The sequence below is a fragment of the Pseudomonas sp. NPDC089741 genome (genome assembly GCF_044748825.1).
In the GTDB taxonomy this organism is placed as follows: domain Bacteria; phylum Pseudomonadota; class Gammaproteobacteria; order Pseudomonadales; family Pseudomonadaceae; genus Aquipseudomonas; species Aquipseudomonas helmanticensis.
Window position 1 is genome coordinate 20,321 of record NZ_JBIVGT010000008.1, and the last position, 22,187, is coordinate 42,507.

The 22,187-nt window shown below is 61.2% G+C and carries 21 protein-coding genes; 12 read left to right on the plus strand and 9 right to left on the minus strand.

The features are described 5' to 3' along the window. Positions 1-139: 139 nt before the first annotated feature. Positions 140-2,236, plus strand: coding sequence for a mechanosensitive ion channel family protein (locus tag ACIPZE_RS10925; RefSeq protein WP_283438830.1), 2,097 nt, complete (start codon positions 140-142; stop codon positions 2,234-2,236). Positions 2,237-2,351: 115 nt separating this feature from the next. On the opposite strand, the gene ACIPZE_RS10930 is transcribed toward ACIPZE_RS10925, so the two are convergent. Beyond that, positions 2,352-6,638 carry a DEAD/DEAH box helicase gene (locus tag ACIPZE_RS10930; RefSeq protein ID WP_400772822.1) on the minus strand — a complete coding sequence of 1,429 codons (4,287 nt, stop codon included), beginning with the start codon at positions 6,636-6,638 and terminating at the stop codon, positions 2,352-2,354. A 278-nt stretch (positions 6,639-6,916) separates the two neighbouring features. Here ACIPZE_RS10930 and ACIPZE_RS10935 point away from each other — a divergent pair, with 278 nt between their 5' ends. Next, positions 6,917-7,801, plus strand: a complete 885-nt coding sequence (locus ACIPZE_RS10935) for a sugar nucleotide-binding protein (RefSeq protein WP_283438828.1) — start codon at positions 6,917-6,919, stop codon at positions 7,799-7,801. Next, complete coding sequence (locus ACIPZE_RS10940) at positions 7,794-8,726, plus strand: NAD-dependent epimerase/dehydratase family protein (protein ID WP_283438827.1); 933 nt, start codon at positions 7,794-7,796, stop codon at positions 8,724-8,726. The genes ACIPZE_RS10935 and ACIPZE_RS10940 overlap by 8 nt, the downstream gene beginning before the upstream one ends. A 362-nt stretch (positions 8,727-9,088) precedes the next feature. On the opposite strand, the gene ACIPZE_RS10945 is transcribed toward ACIPZE_RS10940, so the two are convergent. From ACIPZE_RS10945 to ACIPZE_RS10965, 5 genes are all read right to left on the minus strand, one after another. Further along, entirely contained in the window at positions 9,089-9,787 is a 699-nt protein-coding gene (locus ACIPZE_RS10945; RefSeq protein ID WP_008081866.1) for an OmpW family protein, read from the minus strand. A 194-nt stretch (positions 9,788-9,981) separates the two neighbouring features. Next, positions 9,982-10,500, minus strand: coding sequence for a DUF3299 domain-containing protein (locus tag ACIPZE_RS10950; protein ID WP_400772825.1), 519 nt, complete (start codon positions 10,498-10,500; stop codon positions 9,982-9,984). Between the two features lie 11 nt (positions 10,501-10,511). Next, positions 10,512-11,777, minus strand: coding sequence for an ABC transporter permease (locus ACIPZE_RS10955; RefSeq protein ID WP_283438826.1), 1,266 nt, complete (start codon positions 11,775-11,777; stop codon positions 10,512-10,514). A 1-nt stretch (position 11,778) separates the two neighbouring features. Next, complete coding sequence (locus tag ACIPZE_RS10960) at positions 11,779-12,489, minus strand: ABC transporter ATP-binding protein (protein WP_283438825.1); 711 nt, start codon at positions 12,487-12,489, stop codon at positions 11,779-11,781. A gap of 135 nt (positions 12,490-12,624) precedes the next feature. After that, on the minus strand, positions 12,625-13,218 hold the full coding sequence (locus ACIPZE_RS10965; RefSeq protein ID WP_129395707.1) for a DUF2796 domain-containing protein: 594 nt from the start codon (positions 13,216-13,218) through the stop codon (positions 12,625-12,627). Between the two features lie 135 nt (positions 13,219-13,353). On the opposite strand from ACIPZE_RS10965, the gene ACIPZE_RS10970 reads away from it, so the two are divergent. Continuing rightward, positions 13,354-13,710 carry a hypothetical protein gene (locus ACIPZE_RS10970; RefSeq protein WP_283438824.1) on the plus strand — a complete coding sequence of 119 codons (357 nt, stop codon included), beginning with the start codon at positions 13,354-13,356 and terminating at the stop codon, positions 13,708-13,710. Between the two features lie 88 nt (positions 13,711-13,798). Here the strand turns inward: ACIPZE_RS10970 and trxA are convergent, their stop codons facing one another. From trxA to ACIPZE_RS10985, 3 genes are all read right to left on the minus strand, one after another. After that, the gene (trxA, locus tag ACIPZE_RS10975; protein WP_283438823.1) at positions 13,799-14,671 is read right to left on the minus strand and encodes a thioredoxin; all 873 of its coding nucleotides are present in this window, start codon (positions 14,669-14,671) and stop codon (positions 13,799-13,801) included. Between the two features lie 137 nt (positions 14,672-14,808). Beyond that, positions 14,809-15,462, minus strand: coding sequence for a methyltransferase (locus ACIPZE_RS10980; protein ID WP_283438822.1), 654 nt, complete (start codon positions 15,460-15,462; stop codon positions 14,809-14,811). Continuing rightward, on the minus strand, positions 15,459-15,923 hold the full coding sequence (locus tag ACIPZE_RS10985; RefSeq protein WP_122592817.1) for a YbaY family lipoprotein: 465 nt from the start codon (positions 15,921-15,923) through the stop codon (positions 15,459-15,461). Before ACIPZE_RS10985 ends, ACIPZE_RS10980 begins: the two co-directional genes overlap by 4 nt. Before the next feature lie 128 nt (positions 15,924-16,051). Here ACIPZE_RS10985 and nrdR point away from each other — a divergent pair, with 128 nt between their 5' ends. The 8 genes from nrdR (at position 16,052) to ACIPZE_RS11025 (ending at position 22,181) form a co-directional block, all read left to right on the plus strand. Beyond that, positions 16,052-16,516: a transcriptional regulator NrdR gene (gene nrdR, locus ACIPZE_RS10990; RefSeq protein ID WP_400772828.1), complete on the plus strand. Its 465-nt coding sequence runs from the start codon at positions 16,052-16,054 to the stop codon at positions 16,514-16,516. Beyond that, complete coding sequence (ribD, locus tag ACIPZE_RS10995) at positions 16,513-17,646, plus strand: bifunctional diaminohydroxyphosphoribosylaminopyrimidine deaminase/5-amino-6-(5-phosphoribosylamino)uracil reductase RibD (RefSeq protein WP_400772829.1); 1,134 nt, start codon at positions 16,513-16,515, stop codon at positions 17,644-17,646. Before nrdR ends, ribD begins: the two co-directional genes overlap by 4 nt. A 47-nt stretch (positions 17,647-17,693) precedes the next feature. Then, the gene (locus ACIPZE_RS11000) at positions 17,694-18,359 is read left to right on the plus strand and encodes a riboflavin synthase (protein ID WP_283438820.1); all 666 of its coding nucleotides are present in this window, start codon (positions 17,694-17,696) and stop codon (positions 18,357-18,359) included. A gap of 31 nt (positions 18,360-18,390) precedes the next feature. Beyond that, on the plus strand, positions 18,391-19,482 hold the full coding sequence (gene ribBA, locus ACIPZE_RS11005; RefSeq protein WP_129395702.1) for a bifunctional 3,4-dihydroxy-2-butanone-4-phosphate synthase/GTP cyclohydrolase II: 1,092 nt from the start codon (positions 18,391-18,393) through the stop codon (positions 19,480-19,482). A gap of 232 nt (positions 19,483-19,714) precedes the next feature. Continuing rightward, positions 19,715-20,191 carry a 6,7-dimethyl-8-ribityllumazine synthase gene (ribE, locus tag ACIPZE_RS11010; protein WP_003228649.1) on the plus strand — a complete coding sequence of 159 codons (477 nt, stop codon included), beginning with the start codon at positions 19,715-19,717 and terminating at the stop codon, positions 20,189-20,191. Then, a complete protein-coding gene (gene nusB / locus ACIPZE_RS11015; RefSeq protein WP_016984114.1) occupies positions 20,188-20,688 on the plus strand; it encodes a transcription antitermination factor NusB in 501 nt (166 codons plus the stop codon). Before ribE ends, nusB begins: the two co-directional genes overlap by 4 nt. 27 nt (positions 20,689-20,715) lie before the next feature. Beyond that, complete coding sequence (thiL, locus tag ACIPZE_RS11020) at positions 20,716-21,681, plus strand: thiamine-phosphate kinase (RefSeq protein ID WP_129395701.1); 966 nt, start codon at positions 20,716-20,718, stop codon at positions 21,679-21,681. Further along, on the plus strand, positions 21,678-22,181 hold the full coding sequence (locus tag ACIPZE_RS11025; protein WP_127651238.1) for a phosphatidylglycerophosphatase A: 504 nt from the start codon (positions 21,678-21,680) through the stop codon (positions 22,179-22,181). Before thiL ends, ACIPZE_RS11025 begins: the two co-directional genes overlap by 4 nt. Positions 22,182-22,187: the final 6 nt, after the last annotated feature.

A 22,187-nucleotide genomic window follows, 5' to 3' on the forward strand; every position in this document is an offset into this window, starting at 1 on the left:
TTCAGGTCGATGCATCAAGACCAGTCAACTCGGTCAGTTCCCTCTCCCTCTGGGAGAGGGCTAGGGTGAGGGGGCTCTTGAACTTGCCGCACAAATATCGATCAGTTCCTTACAGGTTCAGCCACGGGAGATCGGAGTTTTGATCAAGTTCAGGATCGCCATTCTGCTGGGAGCATTGCTGTTTCTCGGTGCCAGTGAAATCGACGCCGCCGCGCTGCCGGGCGTTCCGGCCACCGCTGAAAAAGCCGCTGAACCCGAGCCGCTGGTGCAGGGCGGTCTGCTCGGTGCGATCAGTTCGAGCATCGACGACGTACAGGACAAACTCGACATCAACGAACATCTGGTCGACGCCTGGCGCCTGCGCGCGGACCGTGCGGCCGATGAAGTCGACAAACTGGTCAACCAACCCTCGAACCGTTCGGGCTGGAGCGTCGCCGGGGATTTCCTTACGCTCTCAGGCACTTGGCTCGGCAGTTTTGCGCTGCTCACCGTACTCGGCAGTTTGTTGGCCAACCGTATGCGTGGAGGCCGCTGGTTACGCACCCGCCAACGCAGTCAGGATCTGATGGGTTATTTGTTGCCCTACACGCTGCCCGCACTGATCTGCCTGCCATTGACGCTCTACGTCAGCCATTTTCTGCAAGCATCGGTGGGGCGCGCGCTGGCGCTGTGTCTGGCCTACGCCACCAGCAGTGGCATCTTCTCCACCTCGATATTTTTGTGTGTGGTGGTGATGTTCAATACCGGGCACAAACGTCCGGCGGCGAAGATTATTCGTGATTACTGTCCAAAACCCTTGTTCCTGATCGGCTTCCTCGCCGCCCTCAGCGATGCGCTGACCAGCCCGCAGATCGCCCGGCAACTGGGCGGCAATATCACCAGCAGCGTTGCGGTATTTACCGGCCTGATCGCCTCGGTGATTTTCGGATTACTGGTGATTAGACTGCGCCGTCCGGTGGCGCATCTGATCCGCAATCGCTCGCTGAGCCAACGCCTGAAACAACCTTCGTTGCAGGAGTCGCTGCGGATTTTTTCCGGGCTGTGGTACTGGCCGATTGTGTTGATGGTGCTGGTCTCAGTGGTGAGTTTGATCGGTATCGGCGAGGACAATCAAAAGGCCCTGCGCTGCGCGTTGTTCACCACCGTATTACTGATCGGCACGGTGTTTCTCAGCACGATCCTGCAGCACCTGTTCAAGTCGCGAAAAGCCGGAGCGATCCAGCGCAGCAGCGCTTACAAGGAGCGCTTTCTCAGCCTGTTGCATGCCTTGCTGCGGATCGTCATCGCGATTGCTTTCATCGATATCCTCGGGCGGATTTGGGGCGTGTCGCTGCTCGATTTCGCTCAGAGCAGCACAGTCGGGCGCGCGATCAGTGACGCGTTGAGCCGCATCGGCCTGATCTTTCTGGTCACGTGGCTGCTGTGGGTGGTGCTCGACACGGCGATTCAGGAAGCCCTGAAACCACCGGTCAGCAAACGCGCGGCACGCCAGCCGAGCACGCGGGTGAAAACCATCCTGCCGCTGCTGCGCAACGCGATCAAAATCATCCTCGTGGTGATCTGCGCAATCACCACCATGGCCAACCTGGGAATCAATGTCGCGCCGTTGCTGGCCGGTGCCGGGGTGGTCGGCCTGGCCATCGGTTTCGGTTCGCAGCAACTGGTGCAGGACGTGATCACCGGGTTGTTCATCATCATCGAAGATACCCTGTCGATTGGCGATTGGGTGGTGCTCGATTCCGGGCATGCCGGTACGGTTGAGGGACTGACCATTCGCACGCTGCGGTTGCGTGACGGTAAAGGCTTTGTGCACTCGGTGCCGTTCGGCCAGATCAAAGCGGTGACCAACCAATCGCGGCAATTCGCCTATGCGTTTTTCTCGGTGCAATTCACCTATGACACGGACGTGGACAAGGCCATCGAGCTGATCCGTGAGACGGGCGATTCGATCCGAGAAGACCCGTTCCTCAAGTACAACCTGCAAGGGCCGCTGGATGTGTTTGGCGTGGACAGGATGGATTTGAATGGCGTGGTGCTGACGGCGCAGTTCAGGACGGTGTCGGGTGGGCAATATGCGGTGAGCCGGGCGTTCAATCAGCGGTTGAAGAAGCTTGTGGATAACACCGAGACGGTGCATTTCGCGCAGACTTATCCACAGCAGGTATTGTTGCCGAAGCGGCAGGTGCACGAGGGCGAGGTGGTTGCGGCCGAGGTGCCGCAGGGATCGAAGACTTAACGCAGGTCTCGTGTTGGTAATACTGGCCTTATCGCGAGCAGGCTCACTCCTACAGGGGAACGCATTCCAAAATGTAGGAGTGAGCCTGCTCGCGATGAGGTCAGAACTGCCACCCTCAATGCCGGATCAGCTTGCCGCGCACCTGCTCCATGGCAATCTGGTCCAGCTCCAGCCAAAACTGCTGCTTGCCGGCAATCTCCGCCGCCGCCGGCAACCCATCCCGATACACCAAACGATTACTCACCAGCGCCGGCACTTTCACCCCCGGCAACAACGTCCCGGCCAGGTTCAGCGGATCAACCCCGCACACCGCCACCAGACTGCCGTCATGCGGCCGCCGACGGACTTCGCGCAGCAACGGAATCGCCTCCGGCAAGGCGAACTGCTCACCGGCCAAACCACTGACAAACCGTCCACCACGAATCTCGCCGCGCGCTTCCAGCCGATGAAACGTGCGCAGCAATTCCCGCCAACTCGGTAACCAGTCTGCCTCACGCTCCAGCAAGCGCCAGAACACCACGCCGTAACGGCGCAGCAAGGTCATGGCGACGTGCTCCAGCGTCTCGCTGTTATCCACAACTGCCCCGCGCCGCAGCAACGCCCAGCGCCCGGCATCGTCCATCCCGCCAACAAAAGCCCCGCGTCCGCGCCGACTGCTGCGCTGCTGGCGCTTGCTCGCCGGGGTGATCAACGCGCGTAAACCGGCGAAGCTGTCAGCGTTCACCAGGCCCGCGCCGACCAGTTCCTGCAAGGCGATTTCCAGCTCTGTGCGCAGCAGATGCGCTTCATGAATCAGCTCATCAAAAAACAGCGCACCGTGCTGACTCAAGGCTTCAAAAACCTTTTGAGTTTTCGGTGAGAGTTCGTTCACGGGCGTCTGTTCGGCCAACGCGCTCCACAAACCCACCTGACTGCGCGGCAGCAACACAATCGGCGTACTGCGCAACGCCGTGCCGCTGACTTTTTGCCGGGCACTCAAGCGTGTCCACACCAGTTTGCCGTTGCGGCACAGATCATCCAGCCAGCTCGGCGAATAGTCTTTCAGGCGCGCCGGAAGGATGTCGCTGTCCCACGCTGAGGCCGCCGCCGCGTAGCCTTCGAACTGGCCGACAATCGCCGGCAACACCGCGCTGCCTTGGCCACGAGTCGACGGCGAAAGATGCTGCCAGTCAAACAAAAAACGCATGAAATCCTGCAACGCCACCGGTTCGATTTCCCGGCGTAGACGCTTGACCGTGTAGCGATGAATGCGTGCGAGCAGATGCCGTTCGCACCATTCCTCGAGGTGCAGTTTCGGCGTGAATTGGCCGCGCAGCACATAACCTTCGCGCTCCAGTTGAGCGAGTGCTTGATTGACTGGAGCCGTCGGCAGCGACAGAGGTTCGGCTATGGCGGATAACGGCAGTGGGCCGAACGCACCGAGGCGCGCGCGGATCACTTCGACCAATGCCTCATCGAACGTCCAGGCTTCATCGAATCCCGGCAACGCCTCCAGCTCGGGTTGCAATTTGGCCTGTGGATAAACTGCTTGCAGACACGTCAGGCGTTCGCGGGCCAGCCATAAACAATGCTCGGGATCGACCTGCAATTGGCAGGCGCGACCGCTGCTGGCCAAGGTCTCCAGCCATCCACGCCAACCGGCGTTCGCTTGCACTTCAGCCTCGCTGATACACGCCAGACTCATCAGCGCCTCATGCATTTCATCCACAGCGTTCGGCGTCGGCCAGGCTTCTTCGCGCACGGCAGCAATCGCGTCGGCATCTAAAGCACCGAGATCATCAGTCGATTGCGGATCGCTCCAGCGCCGGTTGATCACCGCTTGCGTGCGACGTTCTTCCAGCGGTGCATCGTCGAGAAAGGTGTACGGCCGCGCACTGAGAATTTCTGCCGCGAGCGGTGAGGGCGCTGGCAGGTCGCGACTGATCAAGCGCACCTCGCCACGCTCCATGCGTCGCAGCAGATTGAGCCAGCCTTCGCTGTCCATTGCTTCGTGCAGACAATCGTCAAGGGTTTGCTCAATCAAGGGATGCTCGGGAATTTCCCGTTCGCCGGCGAGGTTTTCCAGGCAGGCAATCTGATCGGGAAACACGCTGGCAATCAGGTCTTCGCTTTTCATCCGCTGCAACTGCGGCGCCACTTTGCGCCCGCCGGTAAACCGCGGCAACGCCAGCGCCACGCCGGCATTCCAGCGCCAGCGCACGCCGAACAGCGGCGCGTCGAGCACCGCTTGAATAAGGATGTGCTCGGCACTGTTGCTGTGCAGGTAGCGCCAGATCTCATCCAGCTCAAAGCTGTGGCTGGTGGACAGCGACAGCACGATCGCATCTTCGCTGGCGGCCGCCTGCAATTCAAAGTTGAAGGTGCGGCAGAAACGCTTGCGCAGGGCCAGGCCCCAAGCGCGGTTTATACGGCTGCCGAACGGTGAATGGATGATCAGTTGGGTGCCACCGGACTCGTCGAAAAACCGCTCCATGAGCAGCGTGTCCTGCGAGGGCAGGGCGCCGAGGGTCTGGCGGGCGCGGGCGAGGTATTCGACCAGTTGTTCGGCGCTGGCGAGGTCGAGGCCGAGGGTCTGCGTCAGCCAGTCGAGCGCCGGTTGCAGATCGCCGGGGCTGGCGCCAAGCAACGCGTCGAGCTGCGCTTGCAGGCGCGCCACGGCGAACGACAGTTCATCGCTGCGCCCCGGCGCTTCGCCGAGCCAGAACGGAATGGTCGGCGGTTGGCCGTGGGCATCCTCGACGCGCACCTTGCCGGTTTCCACGCGCAGGATCCGGTAGGAGGTATTGCCGAGCTGGAACACATCGCCGGCAATGCTTTCCACGGCGAAGTCTTCGTTGACGCTGCCGATGTTCAGGCCTTGCGGCTCGAGCATCACGCTGTAATCGGCGTTGTCGGGAATGGTGCCGCCGCTGGTCACGGCGGTCAGTTGCGAGCCACGGCGGCCACGCAAGGTGCGGCTGACGGCGTCGCGGTGCAGGTACGCGCTGCGGATGCCCTGGCGACCGTTGTAGCCTTCGGCGAGCATCGTCAGCAGAGCTTGATAGTGTTTTTCGTCGAGATCGCGATACGGCGAGGCTTTGCGGAACATCGCGAGCAAAGCATCCTCCGACCATTCCTGACAGCTGACTTCAGCGATGATTTGCTGCGCCAACACATCCAGCGGTGCTTCGGGGATGTGCAGCGTGTCGAGTTCGCCACGGCGCACGCAGTCGAGCAGGGCGGCGCATTCAATCAAGTCATCGCGGGTGGTGGCGAACAACCGACCCTTGGGCGTGCCGCCCACCTGGTGTCCGGAACGGCCGACGCGTTGTAGAAATCCGGCGATTGAACGCGGCGAGGCGATCTGACAGACCAGATCGACTTCACCGATATCGATGCCAAGCTCCAACGACGCGGTGGCGATCAACACTTGTAACTCACCACGCTTGAGGCGTTGTTCGGCGTCGAGGCGAAACTCCTTGGCCAGACTGCCGTGATGCGCCGCCACCGCGTGCTTGCCGAGGCGCTCGCTGAGGTGCCGGCTCAGGCGTTCGGCCAGACGCCGGGTGTTGACGAAAATCAGTGTGGTGCGGTGCTCGCGGGCCAGTTCGGCGAGGCGGTCGTAAACCAGTTCCCAGACATCGTTGGCCATGACGGCCGACAACGGCACGGGCGGCACCTCTATGCCGAGATCCCGTGGGCGAGCGTGACCGATGTCGATGATTTCGCAGGGGCGATCATGGCCGACGAGGAATTGCGCCACGGCTTCGACCGGTTTTTGTGTGGCGGAGAGGCCGATGCGGGTCAGCGGTTCGGCGCACAGTGCTTGCAGGCGCTCAAGGCTCAAAGCCAAGTGGCTGCCGCGTTTGCCGGCGGCCATGGCGTGGATTTCGTCGATGATCACCGTGCGCGTGGTGCCGAGCATTTTTCGTCCGGATTCCGAGCCGAGCAGCACGTAAAGCGATTCCGGCGTGGTCACCAGAATGTGCGGCGCGGTCTTGCGCATGGCGGCGCGTTCTCTCTGCGGGGTGTCGCCGGTGCGCACAGCGGTGGTGATGTGTATTTCTGGCAGGTTCATCTGCTGCAGCTGTTCGGTGATCCCGGCCAATGGATTTTGCAGGTTGATGCGGATGTCGTTGGACAGCGCTTTCAATGGCGAGACGTAGACCACCAGGGTTTCGTCGGGCAGACCGTCGGGGTTTTCCAGGCCACGGTGGACAAGATCGTCGAGCACGGCAAGGAACGCGGTCAGGGTTTTGCCCGAGCCGGTGGGCGCCGCGATCAGTGTCGAGCGGCGCTGGCGGATCAACGGCCATGCACGGGCCTGGGCGGCGGTGACCGTCGCGAATGTGTTGCTGAACCAGGCGCTGACGGCGGGGTGAAAGCCTGCCAGGGCGCTGTCGGCGGGGAGGGGCAGATTCATGGCATAAGTTATGCGGTCGCAGGGGGGAAGATGCAAGTACCGTTCGGGCCTCATCGCGAGCAGGCTCACTCCTACATTTGAAATGCGTTCCCCTGTAGGAGTGAGCCTGCTCGCGATGGCGCCAGTCGTGGCACTACAAATATCCGGGATGAACACTTTACGGATGACGGTTGCGCACTAAACCCGCAAAATGCAACGATTCCGGCAATTATCGGCGACGGATCCACAAGATCCGTCGCTAAAGCCATCGTTCCAATCAGACTGGGCCTGCTGACTCTATGCGAATGCGCCTTATGTTACTGGGCGGCGGAAATGCCCTTGGGCAGGCGCTGATTCGCCTCGGTGCGGAGGAAGACATCGGTTTCCTCGCCCCCCGCCCGCCCGAAAACGGCTGGGATGCCGCGAGCCTGACCCAATTGCTCGACGACACCCGTCCCGACGCGTTGATCAACCTCGCCTACTATTTCGACTGGTTCCAGGCCGAGGCCGTCAGCGAAACCCGGATGACCGGACAAGAGCGTGCGATCGAGCGCCTGGCGGAACTGTGCCAGCACCACAACATCGTCCTCGTGCAGCCCTCCAGTTATCGCGTGTTCGACGGCTCGCGTGCCACCGCTTACAGCGAAAAAGACGAGCCAGTGCCGTTGGGCCTGCGCGGTCAGGCGTTGTGGCGCATCGAGCAGAGCGTTCGCGCCACCTGTCCGCAGCATGTGTTGCTGCGTTTTGGCTGGCTGCTCGATGACAGCCCGGACGGCACCCTCGGGCGTTTCCTCGCCCGCGCCGAGCAACCGGAAGAATTACTCCTGGCCGATGATCGCCGCGGCAATCCGACCCCGGTCGACGACGCTGCGCGGGTGATCATCTCGGTGCTCAAGCAACTCGATTGCGCCGCGCCGCTGTGGGGCACTTACCACTACGCTGGCCACGAGGCGACCACACCGCTGGCGTTGGGTCAGGCGATTCTGACCGAAGCCCGCAGCCTGCACGCTCTGGCCATCGAAGCGCCGACCGCGCAAGCCCACGCCGCGCGTCCGGACGCAGCCGAAGAGCCGCAACACGCGGTGCTCGCCTGCAAGAAAATTCTGCACACTTTCGGGATCAAACCGCGCGCCTGGCGTGCCGCGCTCCCGGCTTTACTGGATAGGTTTTATCGTCATGGCTGAAGGCCCTGTTTTAATCACCGGCGGCGCCGGTTTCATCGGCTCGCACCTGACCGATGCCTTGCTCGCCAAGGGCCATTCGGTGCGCATTCTCGATGATCTGTCGACCGGCAAACGCGCCAATCTGCCGCTGGACAATCCCAAGGTCGAACTGATTGTTGGCGATGTCGCCGATGCGGCGCTGGTCGCTCAGGCGATGCAAGGTTGCAGCGCCGTCGCTCATTTGGCTGCCGTGGCTTCGGTGCAGGCCTCGGTGGATGATCCGGTGAAGACTCACCAGAGCAATTTCATCGGTACGCTGAATGTTTGCGAAGCCATGCGTCAGGCCGGGGTCAAACGTGTGCTGTTCGCCTCCAGCGCGGCGGTGTACGGCAACAATGGCGAGGGCGAGTCGATTGACGAAGACACGCCGAAAGCGCCGCTGACACCGTATGCCTCGGACAAACTGGCGGGCGAGCATTACTTCGATTTCTATCGCCGGCAGCACGGTCTGGAACCGGCGATTTTCCGTTTCTTCAATATCTTCGGCCCGCGCCAGGATCCGTCCTCGCCGTACTCCGGGGTCATCAGCATCTTCAGCGAACGCGCACAGAAAGGTTTGCCGATTACCGTGTTTGGCGACGGCGAGCAGACGCGCGATTTCCTCTACGTCGAGGATCTGGTCGATGTGCTGGTGCAGGCGATTGAAAAGCCGCACGTCGAAGAGGGCGCAGTCAATGTCGGCTGGAATCAGTCGATGAACCTCAAGCAGATGCTCGCGGCGTTGCAGACGGTGGTGGGTGAGTTACCAGCGGTTAGCTATGGGCCGGCGCGTTCCGGTGACATCCGCCATTCACGGGCCAACAACGCTCGTTTGCTGGAGCGTTTCAAGCTGCCACAGCAAACGCCGATGAGTGTTGGCCTGGCGCGGTTGTTGGGGCGTTCCTGAAAAGCCCCCTAACCCTAACCCTCTCCCGGGAGAGGGGACTGACCGAGGTGTTCTTTCGAGTTACACCGACGTGAGATACCGAGTCGAACTCGGATTTGAAAAGCACACAAATCGGCTCCCTTTCCCCTCTCCCTGAGGGAGAGGGCTGGGGTGAGGGGGAGATCCAACTCACGCCAAACATTTGTGGCAGACATGAAAAAGGCGCCCTTTGACAGGCGCCTTTTTCACGGCCGGAATTTATCGCGATCCCTGTGGCGAGGGGATGTTATCCCCCGATCAACTGCATACGGTTGCCGTCAGTTCTATGCCTGCCCACCACCAAGCCTCATCCACCACCACGTGAACGTTCGGTAAAAATCAGCTTAGAACTTGTAGCCCAGACCCACCATGTACACAAATGGATCGACATCAACATTCACTTTGGCCCGAGTGCCCGGTGCCACCGCGTTGTTCTCGACAGTCGCGCGGGTATCGATGTCGATGTAACGCACCTGGGCGTTGAGCATGATGTTGTCGGTCAGCATGTAATCGGCGCCGACCTGCCAGGCCAGACCCCAGGAGTTTTTCGCCTTGAAGTTGCTGAAGCCGTTGGATTGGGCTTCGCTGCCGACGTGTTCGTCGTAGATCCAGGTGTAGTTGATACCGCCGCCGACGTACGGCTGGAAGGCCGACTTCGAATCCAGTGGGTAGTAGACGACGCTGAGGGTCGGCGGCAGGTGTTTCAAGGTGCCAAGCTTGCCGTTGGCCGCTGGCAGGGCGGTGCCCTTGAGCTTCACGTCATGTTCGAACGGCGAGGCCGCCAGCAGCTCGATACCGATGTTGTTGGTGACCATATAGGCGAAGTTCAGGCCCAGTTGGGTGTCACTGCTCATGGTCGCCTTGCCGCCCAGATTGGTGCCGCTCAGCGGACCCTGATCGACCTTGACGCTGGAGCTGTCGGCCTTCGGGTTGACGGTGATCGCACCGGCGCGAACGATGATGTCACCGGCATCGTGGGCATGGGCGAGCGGGGCTGCGAGCGCGAGGGCAAACAACGAAGCGCTGAGCAAGGACTTGTTCATGGGGGCTCCAAAAGGACGTTAAAAGTTTCTGATGTCCTATGGTACGAAGCCAACTGATACGGTCTTTTGACTCAGCTCAATGAAACAGTGAAGTCCGCAAAGGATCGCAGCCTTGGGCAGCTCCTACAGAGAAACATGATCCCCTGTAGGAGCTGCCGAAGGCTGCGATCCTTTGATCTTGAAACTACCGGGATTCACTCCGGCAGCTCATACACATAAATCTTGTCGGCCTCCATCTGATACCCGGCATCCGCCAGCTCACTGCTCGACGCCTTGACCTGCAACGGCCCCTCGACCCAGTACGGCTGATACAACTCATCGAGCTTCACGCCCAGCTCGCTTTTCACATGCACGATCTGGTTCGACGGCGGTGGCGGCACATGGATGCAAGCGCCGAAATACGGCACCAGCAGGAAGTCGGTGGTGCGTCCTTCTTCATTCACTTCCAGCGGCACGATGTAGCCCGGCAAGCGAATGTTCTGCCCGTCGAGCGCTTGCACCACTGGCGCATTCGGCAGGTCCTGCTTCGCCGCTGGCGCCGACTCGGCAGACAGCGCATCGCTCATCTTCGACATGTCATGCAGCGGGGTCATGTTCGGCACTTCCGGCGCAGCATCCGGCGGGATCATCTCCGACCACGTCAGGTCTTTCGGCGCCGCTGCCCACACGGGCAGGGCGACCAGCAACAGCAGCGCAAGCAAGGCGCGGGGCATGGTGAACATCCTCATAAACGGATCGACAGGCCATCGGCCAGGGATTGGCGATACGCCCGCCAGGCCGGCACGCTGCCCATCAGCAGCGCGGCTGCCAGAATGCCACCGAGCAGCGTCCATTCATACTCGCTCGGCCACGCCAGCGGCAGGAACAAACCGTAATTGGCCTGCACGTAACCCTGCGCTGCAGCGATGCCGATGTACAGCAACGCAACGCCGGCGATCACCCCGGTCAGCGCCAAAGCAAACGCTTCCAGCACCAACAGACTCGCGATGTGCCACGGTCGCGCGCCAACCGAACGCAGAATCGCCATCTCGCGACGACGTTCGTTGAGGCTGGTGAGAATCGCCGTGAGCATGCCGATCAACCCGGTCAGCACCACGAACAGTGAAACCACGAACAACGCTTTTTCCGCGGTGCTCATCAAGCTCCACAACTCCTGCAACGCCACGCCTGGCAGGATCGCCAGCATCGGCTCACCACGGAACTCGTTGATCTCGCGTTGCAGCGCAAAGGTGGAAATCTTGCTGTTGAGGCCGAGCATGAACGCGGTAATCGCTTGCGGCGTCAGATCCATGTTGCGCGCCTGATCAGCGCTGATCCGCCCATTGCCTCGGGCCGGCACGCCGTTGTGCCAGTCGATGTGAATCGCTTCCATGCCACCGAGACTGATGTGCAACGTGCGATCGACCGGAGTGCCGGTGCGCTTGAGAATACCGACCACGGTGAACGGTTTGTCGTCGTGCTTGACCAGACTGATCGCCGCCACGCCGTGGGCCAGCACCAGTTGGTCGCCGAGCTTGTAATGCAGCGCGTCAGCGACTTCGGCACCGAGCACCACTTCAAACGGATCAGTGGCAAACGCGCGACCGTCGGCCAGTTGCAGATGCTGCTGGCGCCCGTATTGGTAGTGTTCGAAATAGGCTTGCGTGGTGCCCATCACCCGGTAACCGCGATGGGAGTCGCCGAGGGACATCGGGATCGCCCATTTCACTTTCGGGTTGTTGGCGAAGTGCTCGAAGCTGTCCCAGCGAATGTTGTTGGTGGCGTTGCCGATGCGGAACACCGAGTACAGCAGCAGATTGACCGAACCGGAACGGGCGCCGACGATCAGGTCGGTGCCGCTGATGGTGCTGGCGAAACTGGCTTTGGCTTCGGTGCGCACCCGTTCAACGGCGAGCAACAGGCACACCGACAGGGCGATGGCGAAAGCGGTCAGCAGTGCGGTAAAGCGGCGGTTGGCCAGGCTGGCCATGGCCAGACGAAACAGATACATCTCAGACCTCGTCAGACGTGGCGGCGCGATTGAGTTCGGCCAGGGACAGGTGACGGTCGAACAGCGGCGCCAGACTCTGGTCGTGGCTGACGAACAGCAGACTCGAGCCGGCCTCGCGGCATTCGGCAAACAACAAGCGAATGAAGTTTTCCCGGGCGTCGTAATCCAGCGCCGAGGTTGGCTCATCAGCGATCACCAACTCTGGCTGGCCGATCAACGCGCGCGCGGCGGCGACCCGTTGCTGCTGACCAATCGACAGCGAATCGGCGCGACGGCTGAGGATGCTTTCATCCTTCAAACCCAAGTGTGCGAGCAGGGTGGCGGCGGCCTGGTCGACACTGCCGTGACGCTGTTTCGCCCGTTGCGCGCGCAGCTTGGAAAAGTGACACGGCAGCTCGACGTTCTCGCGCACCGAGAGAAACGGCAGCAGGTTGAACTGCTGGAAAATGTAGCCGGTGTGATCGACGCGAAAGGTGTCGCGGGCGCCGGCGGAGAGTTCGGTCAGCTCCTGGCCCAGCAGACGAATGCTGCCGCGACCGGGCTTCTGCACGCCGCCGAGCAGGCCGAGCAGGGTGGTCTTGCCACTGCCGCTGGGGCCTTTGAGGAACAGGGTTTCGCCGGCTTCCAGACGAAACGCCGGGATGTCCAGCAGCGGCGGGTGACCGGGCCAGTTGAAGCCCAGGTCGGACAGTTCGATGAGTGCTTGGGTCATGACACCAGTTTCATGAGTTTTCATAGCCCCTGTAGGAGCTGCCGCAGGCTGCGATCTTTTGATCTTTTTGAAAGCAAGATCAAAAGATCGCAGCCTGCGGCAGCTCCTACATTGGATTACGGTGTTTCGGTGTGATCAGAATTTCAGCGAGGCAGCCTTGGCCGTCACTTCGGTGCCTTGCTGGCCGTTCGCGCTGATCAGTTGTACCTGAATTTTCTGCGTCGCCGGGAAGGTATTGAAGATGTTCGCCAGATCCAGGGTCTTCAGTGCACCCGGTGTGGCGCAGGTGAATTGATAGTGCGCGTGGATTTCGCTGTGGTCGTGGTGATGCTCGTGACCATCCTTGTCCGCTTCATCGTCGTCGTGATCCTCGGCATCCGGCTTGTCGCCGAACAGCGGGCTTTGCAGTTCCTGGCTTGCGACTTTGCAACCGGCGGCCGCTGGCAGGCTGAACAGGGCCAGCGGGTTTTCCAGTTGCGCACGAGCGGCGGCGACCTTGGCCTTGTCGGCATCGCTGGTGGCGAGGTGTTCGAAGCCGACCAGGTTCATCGCCGGGCTTTCCAGCTCCAGCTCCAGGGTCTGGCCATCCAGCGCCGCATTCAGGCGACCGACGCCGTGTTCATGCGCGCCGAGGCTGCCGTGTTCATGGTCGTGATCGTGCTCATCGGCAGCGTGGGCGATGGCCAGCGGCAACAGGGCAAACGGCAAAGCGAGCAGCAGACGACGCATGGTGGTCTCCGGGAAGTAAAGTGAAGAGTTTGTTATGTAATCTTATAACGAAAGTCTGCAGAGTTTGCCCGTGCGCTTGGCGTTGCACAAGTCCCGTGGGAGCATGCAGGTCAGAAATGTGCAGGAGCGAACGCAATGTTGCGGATACGTGGAACCGTCGGCGACGTGCCGGTGGATTTGACTGTTGAACTGGATGACAGTGATTGGGCCAGGCTCGGTTCGGCGCTGAATACGCAGGCGCCAATCGGCCAGCCCGAAGCGGCGTCGGCGCCAGCGGCGAAACCGTTGAATCAGGACGATGCGGTGTGGCAGGTGGCCAAGGATCTGTTGCGCAAGGCCGGGCAGCTCAGCGGGCCGGATCTGCTGGAACAGCTTGAAGGATTGACCGGCAGTGCGGCGGCGGGCAAACGCTTGCTGGTGCGTTTGCGCCATAGCTCGGAGGTGAAAGTGGTGAGCGCTGGGGATACACCGCTTTACAGCTGGATCGAGTAAACCGCAAAAGATCGCAGCCTGCGGCAGCTCCTACAAGGGTGCATACGATCCCCATGTAGGAGCTGCCGCAGGCTGCGATCTGTTGATCCTAATAAAGCGCAGCAAACATCTTGCGGCGGTAAACGCTGACCAGCGGATGATCGTTGCCCAACAACTCAAACACCTGCAGCAAGGTCTTGTGCGGCAAGCCCTCGGCATAATTGCGATTGCGGATAAACAGCTTGAGCATCGCCTCAAGCGCCGCTTCGTATTGCTGACGCGCCAGTTGCTGGATCGCCAGTTGATACACCGCTTCATCATCCTGCGGGTCTTTCGCCAGGCGCGCTTTCAAATCGGCGGCATCCGGCAGATCACGCGCCAGACCGAGGAACTTGATCTGCGCCTTGGCCCCGGCCAGCGCGGCTTTGTGTTCATCGCTTTTGACCGCATCCAGCACGGTTTGCGCTTCGCCCAGTTCGCCGCGCTCGGTCAGGCAGCGTGCATAGAGAATCAGTGCTTTCGCGTTGGTGTTGTCTTCATTGAGCATCACCACCAGCGCTGCTTCGGCATCGGCGTAACGCCCGTCATCGAACAAGGCCTGAGCCTGCTCAAACGGATCGGCCGCAGCCGGCGGCGGCATTTGCACATGCGGTTCGAGCAGCGCACGGACGGCGGATTCCGGTTGCGCACCGGCAAAGCCATCGACCGGTTGGCCGTCCTTGAACAGCACCACGGTCGGCAGGCTGCGAATGCCGAAGCGGGCGACGATGTCCTGCTCGATGTCACAGTTGACCTTGGCCAGCAGCAACTCGCCTTGATAGCTCTCGGCAATGGTTTGCAGCATCGGCATCAACGCCTTGCACGGCGCACACCATTCGGCCCAGAAATCCACCAGCACCGGTTTGCTGAAAGAAGCCTCGATCACCGACTGGTCGAAATCGGCCGTCGTGGCGTCGAAGATGTACGGCGTTTGCTCACTCATGGGGGATCTCGTCAAAGCGTTAATGAACGCACTATAAGCGGTGGCGCAAAAGATCGCAGCCTTCGGCAGTTCCTACACGCGGATACGCATTGCACCTGTAGGAGCTGCCGAAGGCTGCGATCTTTTAAAGCTTTTAATCAGCGCCGCGCATGGTAAAGGCTGACATGCCGAAATTCCTCAGGCTCCGCCAGATCCGGCAAGGTCATCGCCTCATGTATTTCAATGCGCTGATACAACGGATGGCGAAAATCCCGAACCCGCGAATCCGCCACCAGCGCCTCGCGGCCACGGCTTAAAAACGCATCGAGCAACGGCAGATTGGCCCGGTCATACAACACGTCCGCCACCAGAATCAGATCGAACCGATCGGCCTCGGCAAAGAAATCCGTCGAATAACTCATCTCTACATTATTCAACGCAGCATTCGCCCGGCACGCGGCAATCGCCAGCGGATCAAGATCGCAGGCCACCACCTCCAGCGCTCCGGCTTTCACCGCCGCGATCCCGGCAATCCCGGAACCGGCACCGAAATCCAGCACGCGCTTGCCGCGCACCCACTCGGGGAACTCCGCCAGATAGCGGGCCACCGCCAGACCACTGGCCCAGCAGAAACCCCAATAGGGTGGTTCGTGCAGGATTCGCTGAATTTCTTCCTGGCTGAATTCGCGACCCATGTTGTCGCCATCAATCAGCCACAGCTGCAAATCAGTGTCTGGCAACGCACAGACCTTGAGTCTGGCGTCGCCGAGCAATTCACCTAACGCCTGTTGCAGGTCGTGCGGTGCATTCATGGTGCTTTGACAAATTGCAGCTGGCCCAACGCCTGAGTGGTCGGCTGAGTGATGGTCTGCGACGGCAGATGCAGGATCAACTGGCCGGATTGGCTGGCGCGGCCACGCAATTCAACCCGTGCTCCGGCCGGGAAGGCGTCCGGGTTGAAGCGCAGACGAAATGGCAGAACCTGGTTGTTGCCGATCAGGCTGGAACTGGCGAGCAATTGTTGCGGGCGATCCTTTTCATCGATCACCAGCAACGCCAGTTCGACTTCGGCACCGGCCGGCACGCCTTGCAGGGTGCCGCTCAGTTCGCGCTGATAAGCCGGCAGCGGCCCGAGGTCGGCGGCTTCCTTGGCTTTTTTCTGCGCCTGTTGCGGTGCAGGGCCAGGCGTTGGCGGCTGGGGCTTGGGTGCATCGCTGCCACAGGCCACCAGCAGGCTGAAAAGACTGAGCAAAACGAGCGGACGTAACGGCATTGGATGCTCCAGCAAATTGAAATCCATGGATCAAACGATCATGCCGTTCTGTATACCGCAAACCCTATGGCTTGTCTTGCCACCGGGATGCGCTACCATGGCCCTCCCTTTTTTTGTTGCCAGCCACCATGCACTGTCCCTTCTGCGGTGCCAACGACACCATGGTCATCGACTCGCGCCTGGTCGCCGTGGGCGAACTGGTGCGCCGCCGGCGTGAATGCCTGGCCTGCGGCGAACGTTTCACGACGTTCGAGACGGCCGAACTGGTGTTGCCGCGCCTGATCAAAACCGACGGCAGCCGCCAACCGTTCGACGAAGAAAAACTCCGCGCCGGTATGCAACGCGCCCTGGAGAAACGTCCGGTGAGCGTCGAGCGCCTCGAATCCTCTCTGGTTCACATCAAGCACAAGCTGCGCGCCACCGGCGAGCGCGAGGTCAAATCCCTCGTGGTCGGCGAACTGGTCATGGCCGAATTGCAGAAGCTTGATGAAGTCGCCTACATCCGCTTCGCTTCGGTGTACAAGCGCTTCCAGGATCTCAATGAATTTCGCGAAGAAATCGACCGCCTCGCCCGCGAACCGGTGAAAGAATGACCACCACCGCCGAGCAGGCCATCCTCGACGCCCACTTCATGGCGCGTGCGCTGGAACTGGCGCGCAAAGGTCACTACACCACTCATCCCAATCCTCGAGTCGGCTGCGTGGTGGTGCGTGATGGGCAGATTGTCGGCGAAGGCTGGCATGAGCGCGCCGGCGAACCGCACGCCGAAGTCCACGCCCTGCGCGCCGCCGGTGAGCTGGCCCGTGGCGCCACCGCTTACGTGACCCTCGAACCGTGCAGCCACCATGGCCGCACGCCGCCGTGCGCCGATGCGCTGGTGAATGCCGGCGTCAGTCGTGTGGTGGCAGCGATGCGTGATCCGAATCCGCAAGTTGCCGGACGTGGTTTGCAGCGCTTGGCCGATGCCGGCATCGCCACTGAAAGCGGCGTGCTCGAAGCGCAGGCGCGCCAGCTCAATCAAGGCTTCCTGAAACGCATGGAACACGGTTTGCCGTTCGTGCGGGTCAAGTTGGCGATGAGTCTCGACGGTCGCACGGCGATGGAAAACGGCGAGAGCCAATGGATCACCGGCCCGGCCGCACGCTCGGCGGTTCAGCGTTTGCGTGCGCAGGCCAGCGTAGTGCTGACCGGCGCCGACACGGTGCTGGCCGATGGCGCGCGTTTGACTGTGCGTGCTGACGAGTTGGGGCTGGATAGCGAGCAAACCGCGCTGGCCATGAGCCGGCCGCCGCTGCGCGTGCTGATCGACGGGCGTCTGCGCGTGCCGCTGGAGGCACCGTTCTTCAAGGCTGGTCCGGCGTTGGTCGCCACGTGTGTCGCGATCGAAGAGCAATACGCTCACGGCCCTGAATGCCTGATCGTGCCGGGTGATGACGGTCAGGTCGATCTGCATCAATTGCTGATCGAACTGGCTGGTCGTGGCGTCAACGAGGTGCTGGTCGAGGCCGGGCCGCGATTGGCCGGCGCTTTTGCTCAGCTCGGTCTGGTCGACGAGTTCGTGATCTTCATCGCCGGCAAGTTCCTCGGCTCCACGGCGCGTCCATTGCTGGACTGGCCGCTGGTCCATATGAAGGATGCCCCTGAGCTGAAAATCACTGAAATTCGTGCGGTAGGTGATGACTGGCGAGTCACTGCCATCCCTGTGCCACCGGCGAGCGTATAATTCCCGGCCATCGTTATTACGCTGGCTTAGTTCTCAAGGAGAACCCCATGTTTACCGGCATCATCGAATCCATCGGCAGTATCCGCGCACTGACCCCAAAGGGCGGTGATGTGCGGGTACACGTCGCAACCGGCAAGCTCGACCTGAGCGACGTCAAACTCGGCGACAGCATCGCGGTCAACGGCGTCTGCCTGACCGCCGTCGAGCTGCCGGGCGACGGTTTCGCAGCTGACGTCAGCCGCGAAACCCTCGACTGCACCGCCATGAACGACCTGAAAAGCGGCAGCCCGGTCAATCTGGAAAAAGCCCTGACCCCGACCACCCGTCTCGGTGGGCATCTGGTCAGCGGCCACGTCGACGGTGTCGGCGAAATCGTTTCGCGCAGCGACAATGCCCGCGCCGTGGAATTTCGCATCCGCGCGCCGAAAGAGCTGGCCAAGTACATCGCCCATAAAGGTTCGATCACTGTCGACGGCACCAGCCTGACCGTGAATGCAGTCGATGGCGCTGAATTCATGCTGACGATCATTCCGCACACCCTGAGCGAAACCATCATGGCGTCGTACACGCCAGGTCGCCGGGTGAACCTGGAAGTCGACTTGCTGGCGCGTTATCTGGAGCGTCTGCTCTTGGGTGACAAGGCTGCAGAGCCGGCGTCCGGCGGCACGATCACCGAAAGCTTTCTGGCCCAAAACGGCTACCTCAAATCCTGAAGCTCTAAATTCGAAAGAAGGGGGGTGCCTTGTGGCGCTCAATAGCATCGAAGAACTGGTTGAAGACATCCGCCAAGGCAAGATGGTCATCCTCATGGATGACGAAGACCGCGAGAACGAAGGCGACCTGATCATGGCCGCCGAGTGCTGCAAGGCCGAGCACATCAACTTCATGGCCAAGCACGCCCGTGGCCTGATCTGCATGCCGATGAGCCGCGAGCGCTGCGAAACCCTGAAGCTGCCGCTGATGGCACCGCGCAACGGTTCCGGTTTCGGCACCAAGTTCACCGTCTCGATCGAAGCTGCCGAAGGCGTGACCACCGGCATCTCCGCCGCTGACCGTGCGCGCACCGTGCAAGCGGCTGCTGCCAAGGATGCCAAGGCTGAAGACATCGTCAGCCCGGGCCATATCTTCCCGCTGATGGCGCAGGCCGGCGGCACCCTCGCTCGCGCGGGCCACACCGAAGCCGCTTGCGACCTCGCGCGCATGGCCGGTTTCGAGCCGAGCGGCGTGATCTGCGAAGTGATGAACGACGACGGCACCATGTCCCGTCGCGCTGAACTCGAAGAGTTCGCTGCTGAGCACAACATCAAGATCGGCACCATCGCCGACCTGATTCACTACCGGATGATCCACGAACGTACCGTTCAGCGGATTGCCGAGCAGCCACTGGACAGCGAACTGGGCCAATTCAACCTGGTGACCTATCGTGATTCGGTGGAAGGCGACGTGCACATGGCACTGACCCTGGGCACTGTTTGCGCCGAAGAGCCAACGCTGGTTCGCGTGCACAACATGGACCCGCTGCGCGACTTGCTGATGGTCAAGCAACCGGGGCGCTGGAGCCTGCGCGCCGCGATGGCTGCGGTTGCCGAGGCCGGCAGCGGCGTGGTGCTGCTGCTTGGTCATCCGCTCGATGGCGACGTACTGCTGGCGCATATCCGTGAAACCGGCGATCAGCCAGCGCCGAAAAAACCGACCACCTACAGCATCGTCGGTGCCGGTTCGCAGATCCTGCGTGACCTCGGTGTACGCAAAATGCGCTTGATGTCTGCACCAATGAAATTTAATGCGATATCCGGTTTCGATCTGGAAGTTGTAGAATACGTGCCCTCCGAATAATGACCCGCAGATTCGTATTGCTGTTGTACACCCATTGTTGCGAGGGGATTTATCCCCGTTGGACTGCGTAGCAGTCCCAAAATAGGGGCCGCTGCGCAGCCCAACGGGGATAAATCCCCTCGCCACAGGATGTAATCGAACGGCAATGCGGTGTCTGCGATCATGTGTTCGTGGCTAATATCACTGAGGGACGCGTACGAGACGCGTCCCGGCTCTTTAAGAGAACTGACGAATGACCCTGAAGACCATCGAAGGTACCTTCATCGCCCCAAAAGGCCGCTACGCTTTGGTAGTAGGCCGTTTCAACAGCTTCGTGGTTGAAAGCCTGGTCAGCGGTGCAGTTGATGCCCTGGTTCGCCACGGCGTGAGCGAAAGCGACATCACCATCATCCGCGCACCTGGCGCCTTCGAAATCCCGCTGGTTGCGCAGAAAGTCGCCCAGAAAGGCGAGTTCGCAGCCATCATCGCCCTCGGCGCGGTCATTCGTGGCGGTACTCCGCATTTCGAATACGTCGCTGGCGAGTGCACCAAGGGTCTGGCCCAAGTGTCCATGGAGTTCGGCGTGCCGGTCGCTTTCGGCGTCCTGACCGTTGATTCCATCGAGCAAGCCATCGAACGTTCCGGCACCAAGGCCGGTAACAAAGGTGCCGAAGCTGCCCTGTCCGCTCTGGAAATGGTCAGCCTGCTGGCACAGTTGGAGGCCAAGTGATTAGCGACGAAAGCGATCGTTTCAATCCGCGCGAACCGCGTCCAACCGACGCCGGCAAGCCTTCGAAAAGTGAAAAGCGCCGCGCTGCCCGTCAGTTGGCGACGCAAGCGTTGTATCAGCGCCACATGGCCAAGACTTCGCTGAACGAAATCGAAGCGCAGTTTCGCGTCGACAACGATTTCACCTTCGCCGATGCCAGCTACTTTCACGACATCCTGCACGGTGTTCCGGCCAGTCTGACCGAGATCGACACTGCGCTGGCGCCGTGCCTGGACCTGACCATCGAAGAGCTGGACCCGGTTGAACTGTGCGTACTGCGCCTGTCCACCTGGGAGCTGCTCAAGCGCGTCGACGTGCCGTACCGCGTGGTGATCAACGAAGGGATCGAACTGGCGAAAGTCTATGGTTCCACCGACGGTCACAAGTTCGTCAACGGTGTGCTCGACAAGCTGGCCCCGCGTCTGCGTGAAGCTGAAGTGAAGGCGTTCAAGCGCTAACCGGCGCTTGAATCCTTTGTCTCAGCCATGGGCGAGTTTGAGCTGATCCGCAATTTCTTCGCCGCCGCGCCTTGTGCGCAGGGCGGCGAGGGCGTTGCTCTGGGAATCGGCGACGACTGCGCCTTGCTCGCTGTTCCCTCCGGGGAACAGTTGGCGATTTCTACCGATACGCTGGTGGCCGGTGTGCATTTCGCCGACCCCTGCGATCCGTTTCTGCTCGGTCAGCGCTCGCTGGCCGTCGCGGTCAGCGATCTGGCCGCCATGGGCGCCACGCCCGTTGCCTTTACCCTTGCCCTGACTGTACCGACGGTGACCGCCGATTGGTTGCAAGCCTATGCCCGCGGTTTGAACCGTATGGCGCAGAGTTGCGGCGTTGCCTTGGTCGGCGGCGATACCACGCGCGGACCGTTGAGCCTGACGGTCACCGTGTTCGGTCGCGTGCCTGCCGGTCAGGCGTTGACCCGCAGCGGCGCACAACCGGGTGACTTGCTGTGTGTCGGCGGTGAGCTGGGCAATGCTGCCGGCGCGCTGCCGCTGGTGCTCGGTCAACGTGATGCTGAAGCGCATATCGCGCAACCGCTGCTCGATCATTACTGGTCGCCACAACCGCAACTCGCTCTCGGTCAGGCCCTGCGTGGCAAAGCAACCTCGGCGCTGGACATCTCCGATGGCCTGCTCGCCGACTGTGGCCACATCGCACTGGCGTCGAAGGTGCGGCTCGAGATTGAACGCGAGCGCGTACCGCTGTCGGATGCTTTAGTGGCGTTTCTCGGCCAGCGTGGTGCCGAGCGCGCGGCGTTGAGCGGTGGCGATGATTACGTGCTGGCGTTCTCGCTACCGTCCGTCGAGTTGCCGGCGCTGTTGGCCAATGGCTGGCCGATCCATGTGATCGGTCGCGTCGCAGAAGGGCAGGGCGTAGTCTTGCTGGATCGAGAAGGGCACGACATCACCCCGCAAATCCGGGGCTATCAACATTTTCAGGAGACACCGTGACAGATCACCCGAAACAGGTTCCGGCCGAATTCGTTCCGCCGTCGGTCTGGCGCAATCCCTGGCATTTCCTCGCGTTCGGCTTTGGTTCCGGCACCTTGCCGAAAGCGCCGGGCACGTGGGGCTCGTTAGTTGCGCTACCCTTTATTCCGTTGTGGCAGATGTTGCCCGACTGGGGTTACTGGCTGATGCTCGGGATCACCATGCTGTTCGGCTTCTGGCTGTGCGGCAAAGTCGCCGACGATCTGCGGGTACACGACCACGAAGGCATCGTCTGGGACGAAATGGTCGGGATGTGGATCACCCTGTGGCTGGTGCCGGAAGGCTGGTACTGGTTGCTCGCGGGTTTCCTGATGTTCCGCTTCTTCGACATTCTCAAGCCGTGGCCGATCCGCTGGATCGACCGGCATGTCCACGGCGGCGTCGGGATCATGCTCGACGACGTGCTGGCCGGCGTATTTGCCTGGCTGGCCATGCAAGGGCTGGTGTGGGTTTTCGCCTGATCCAAG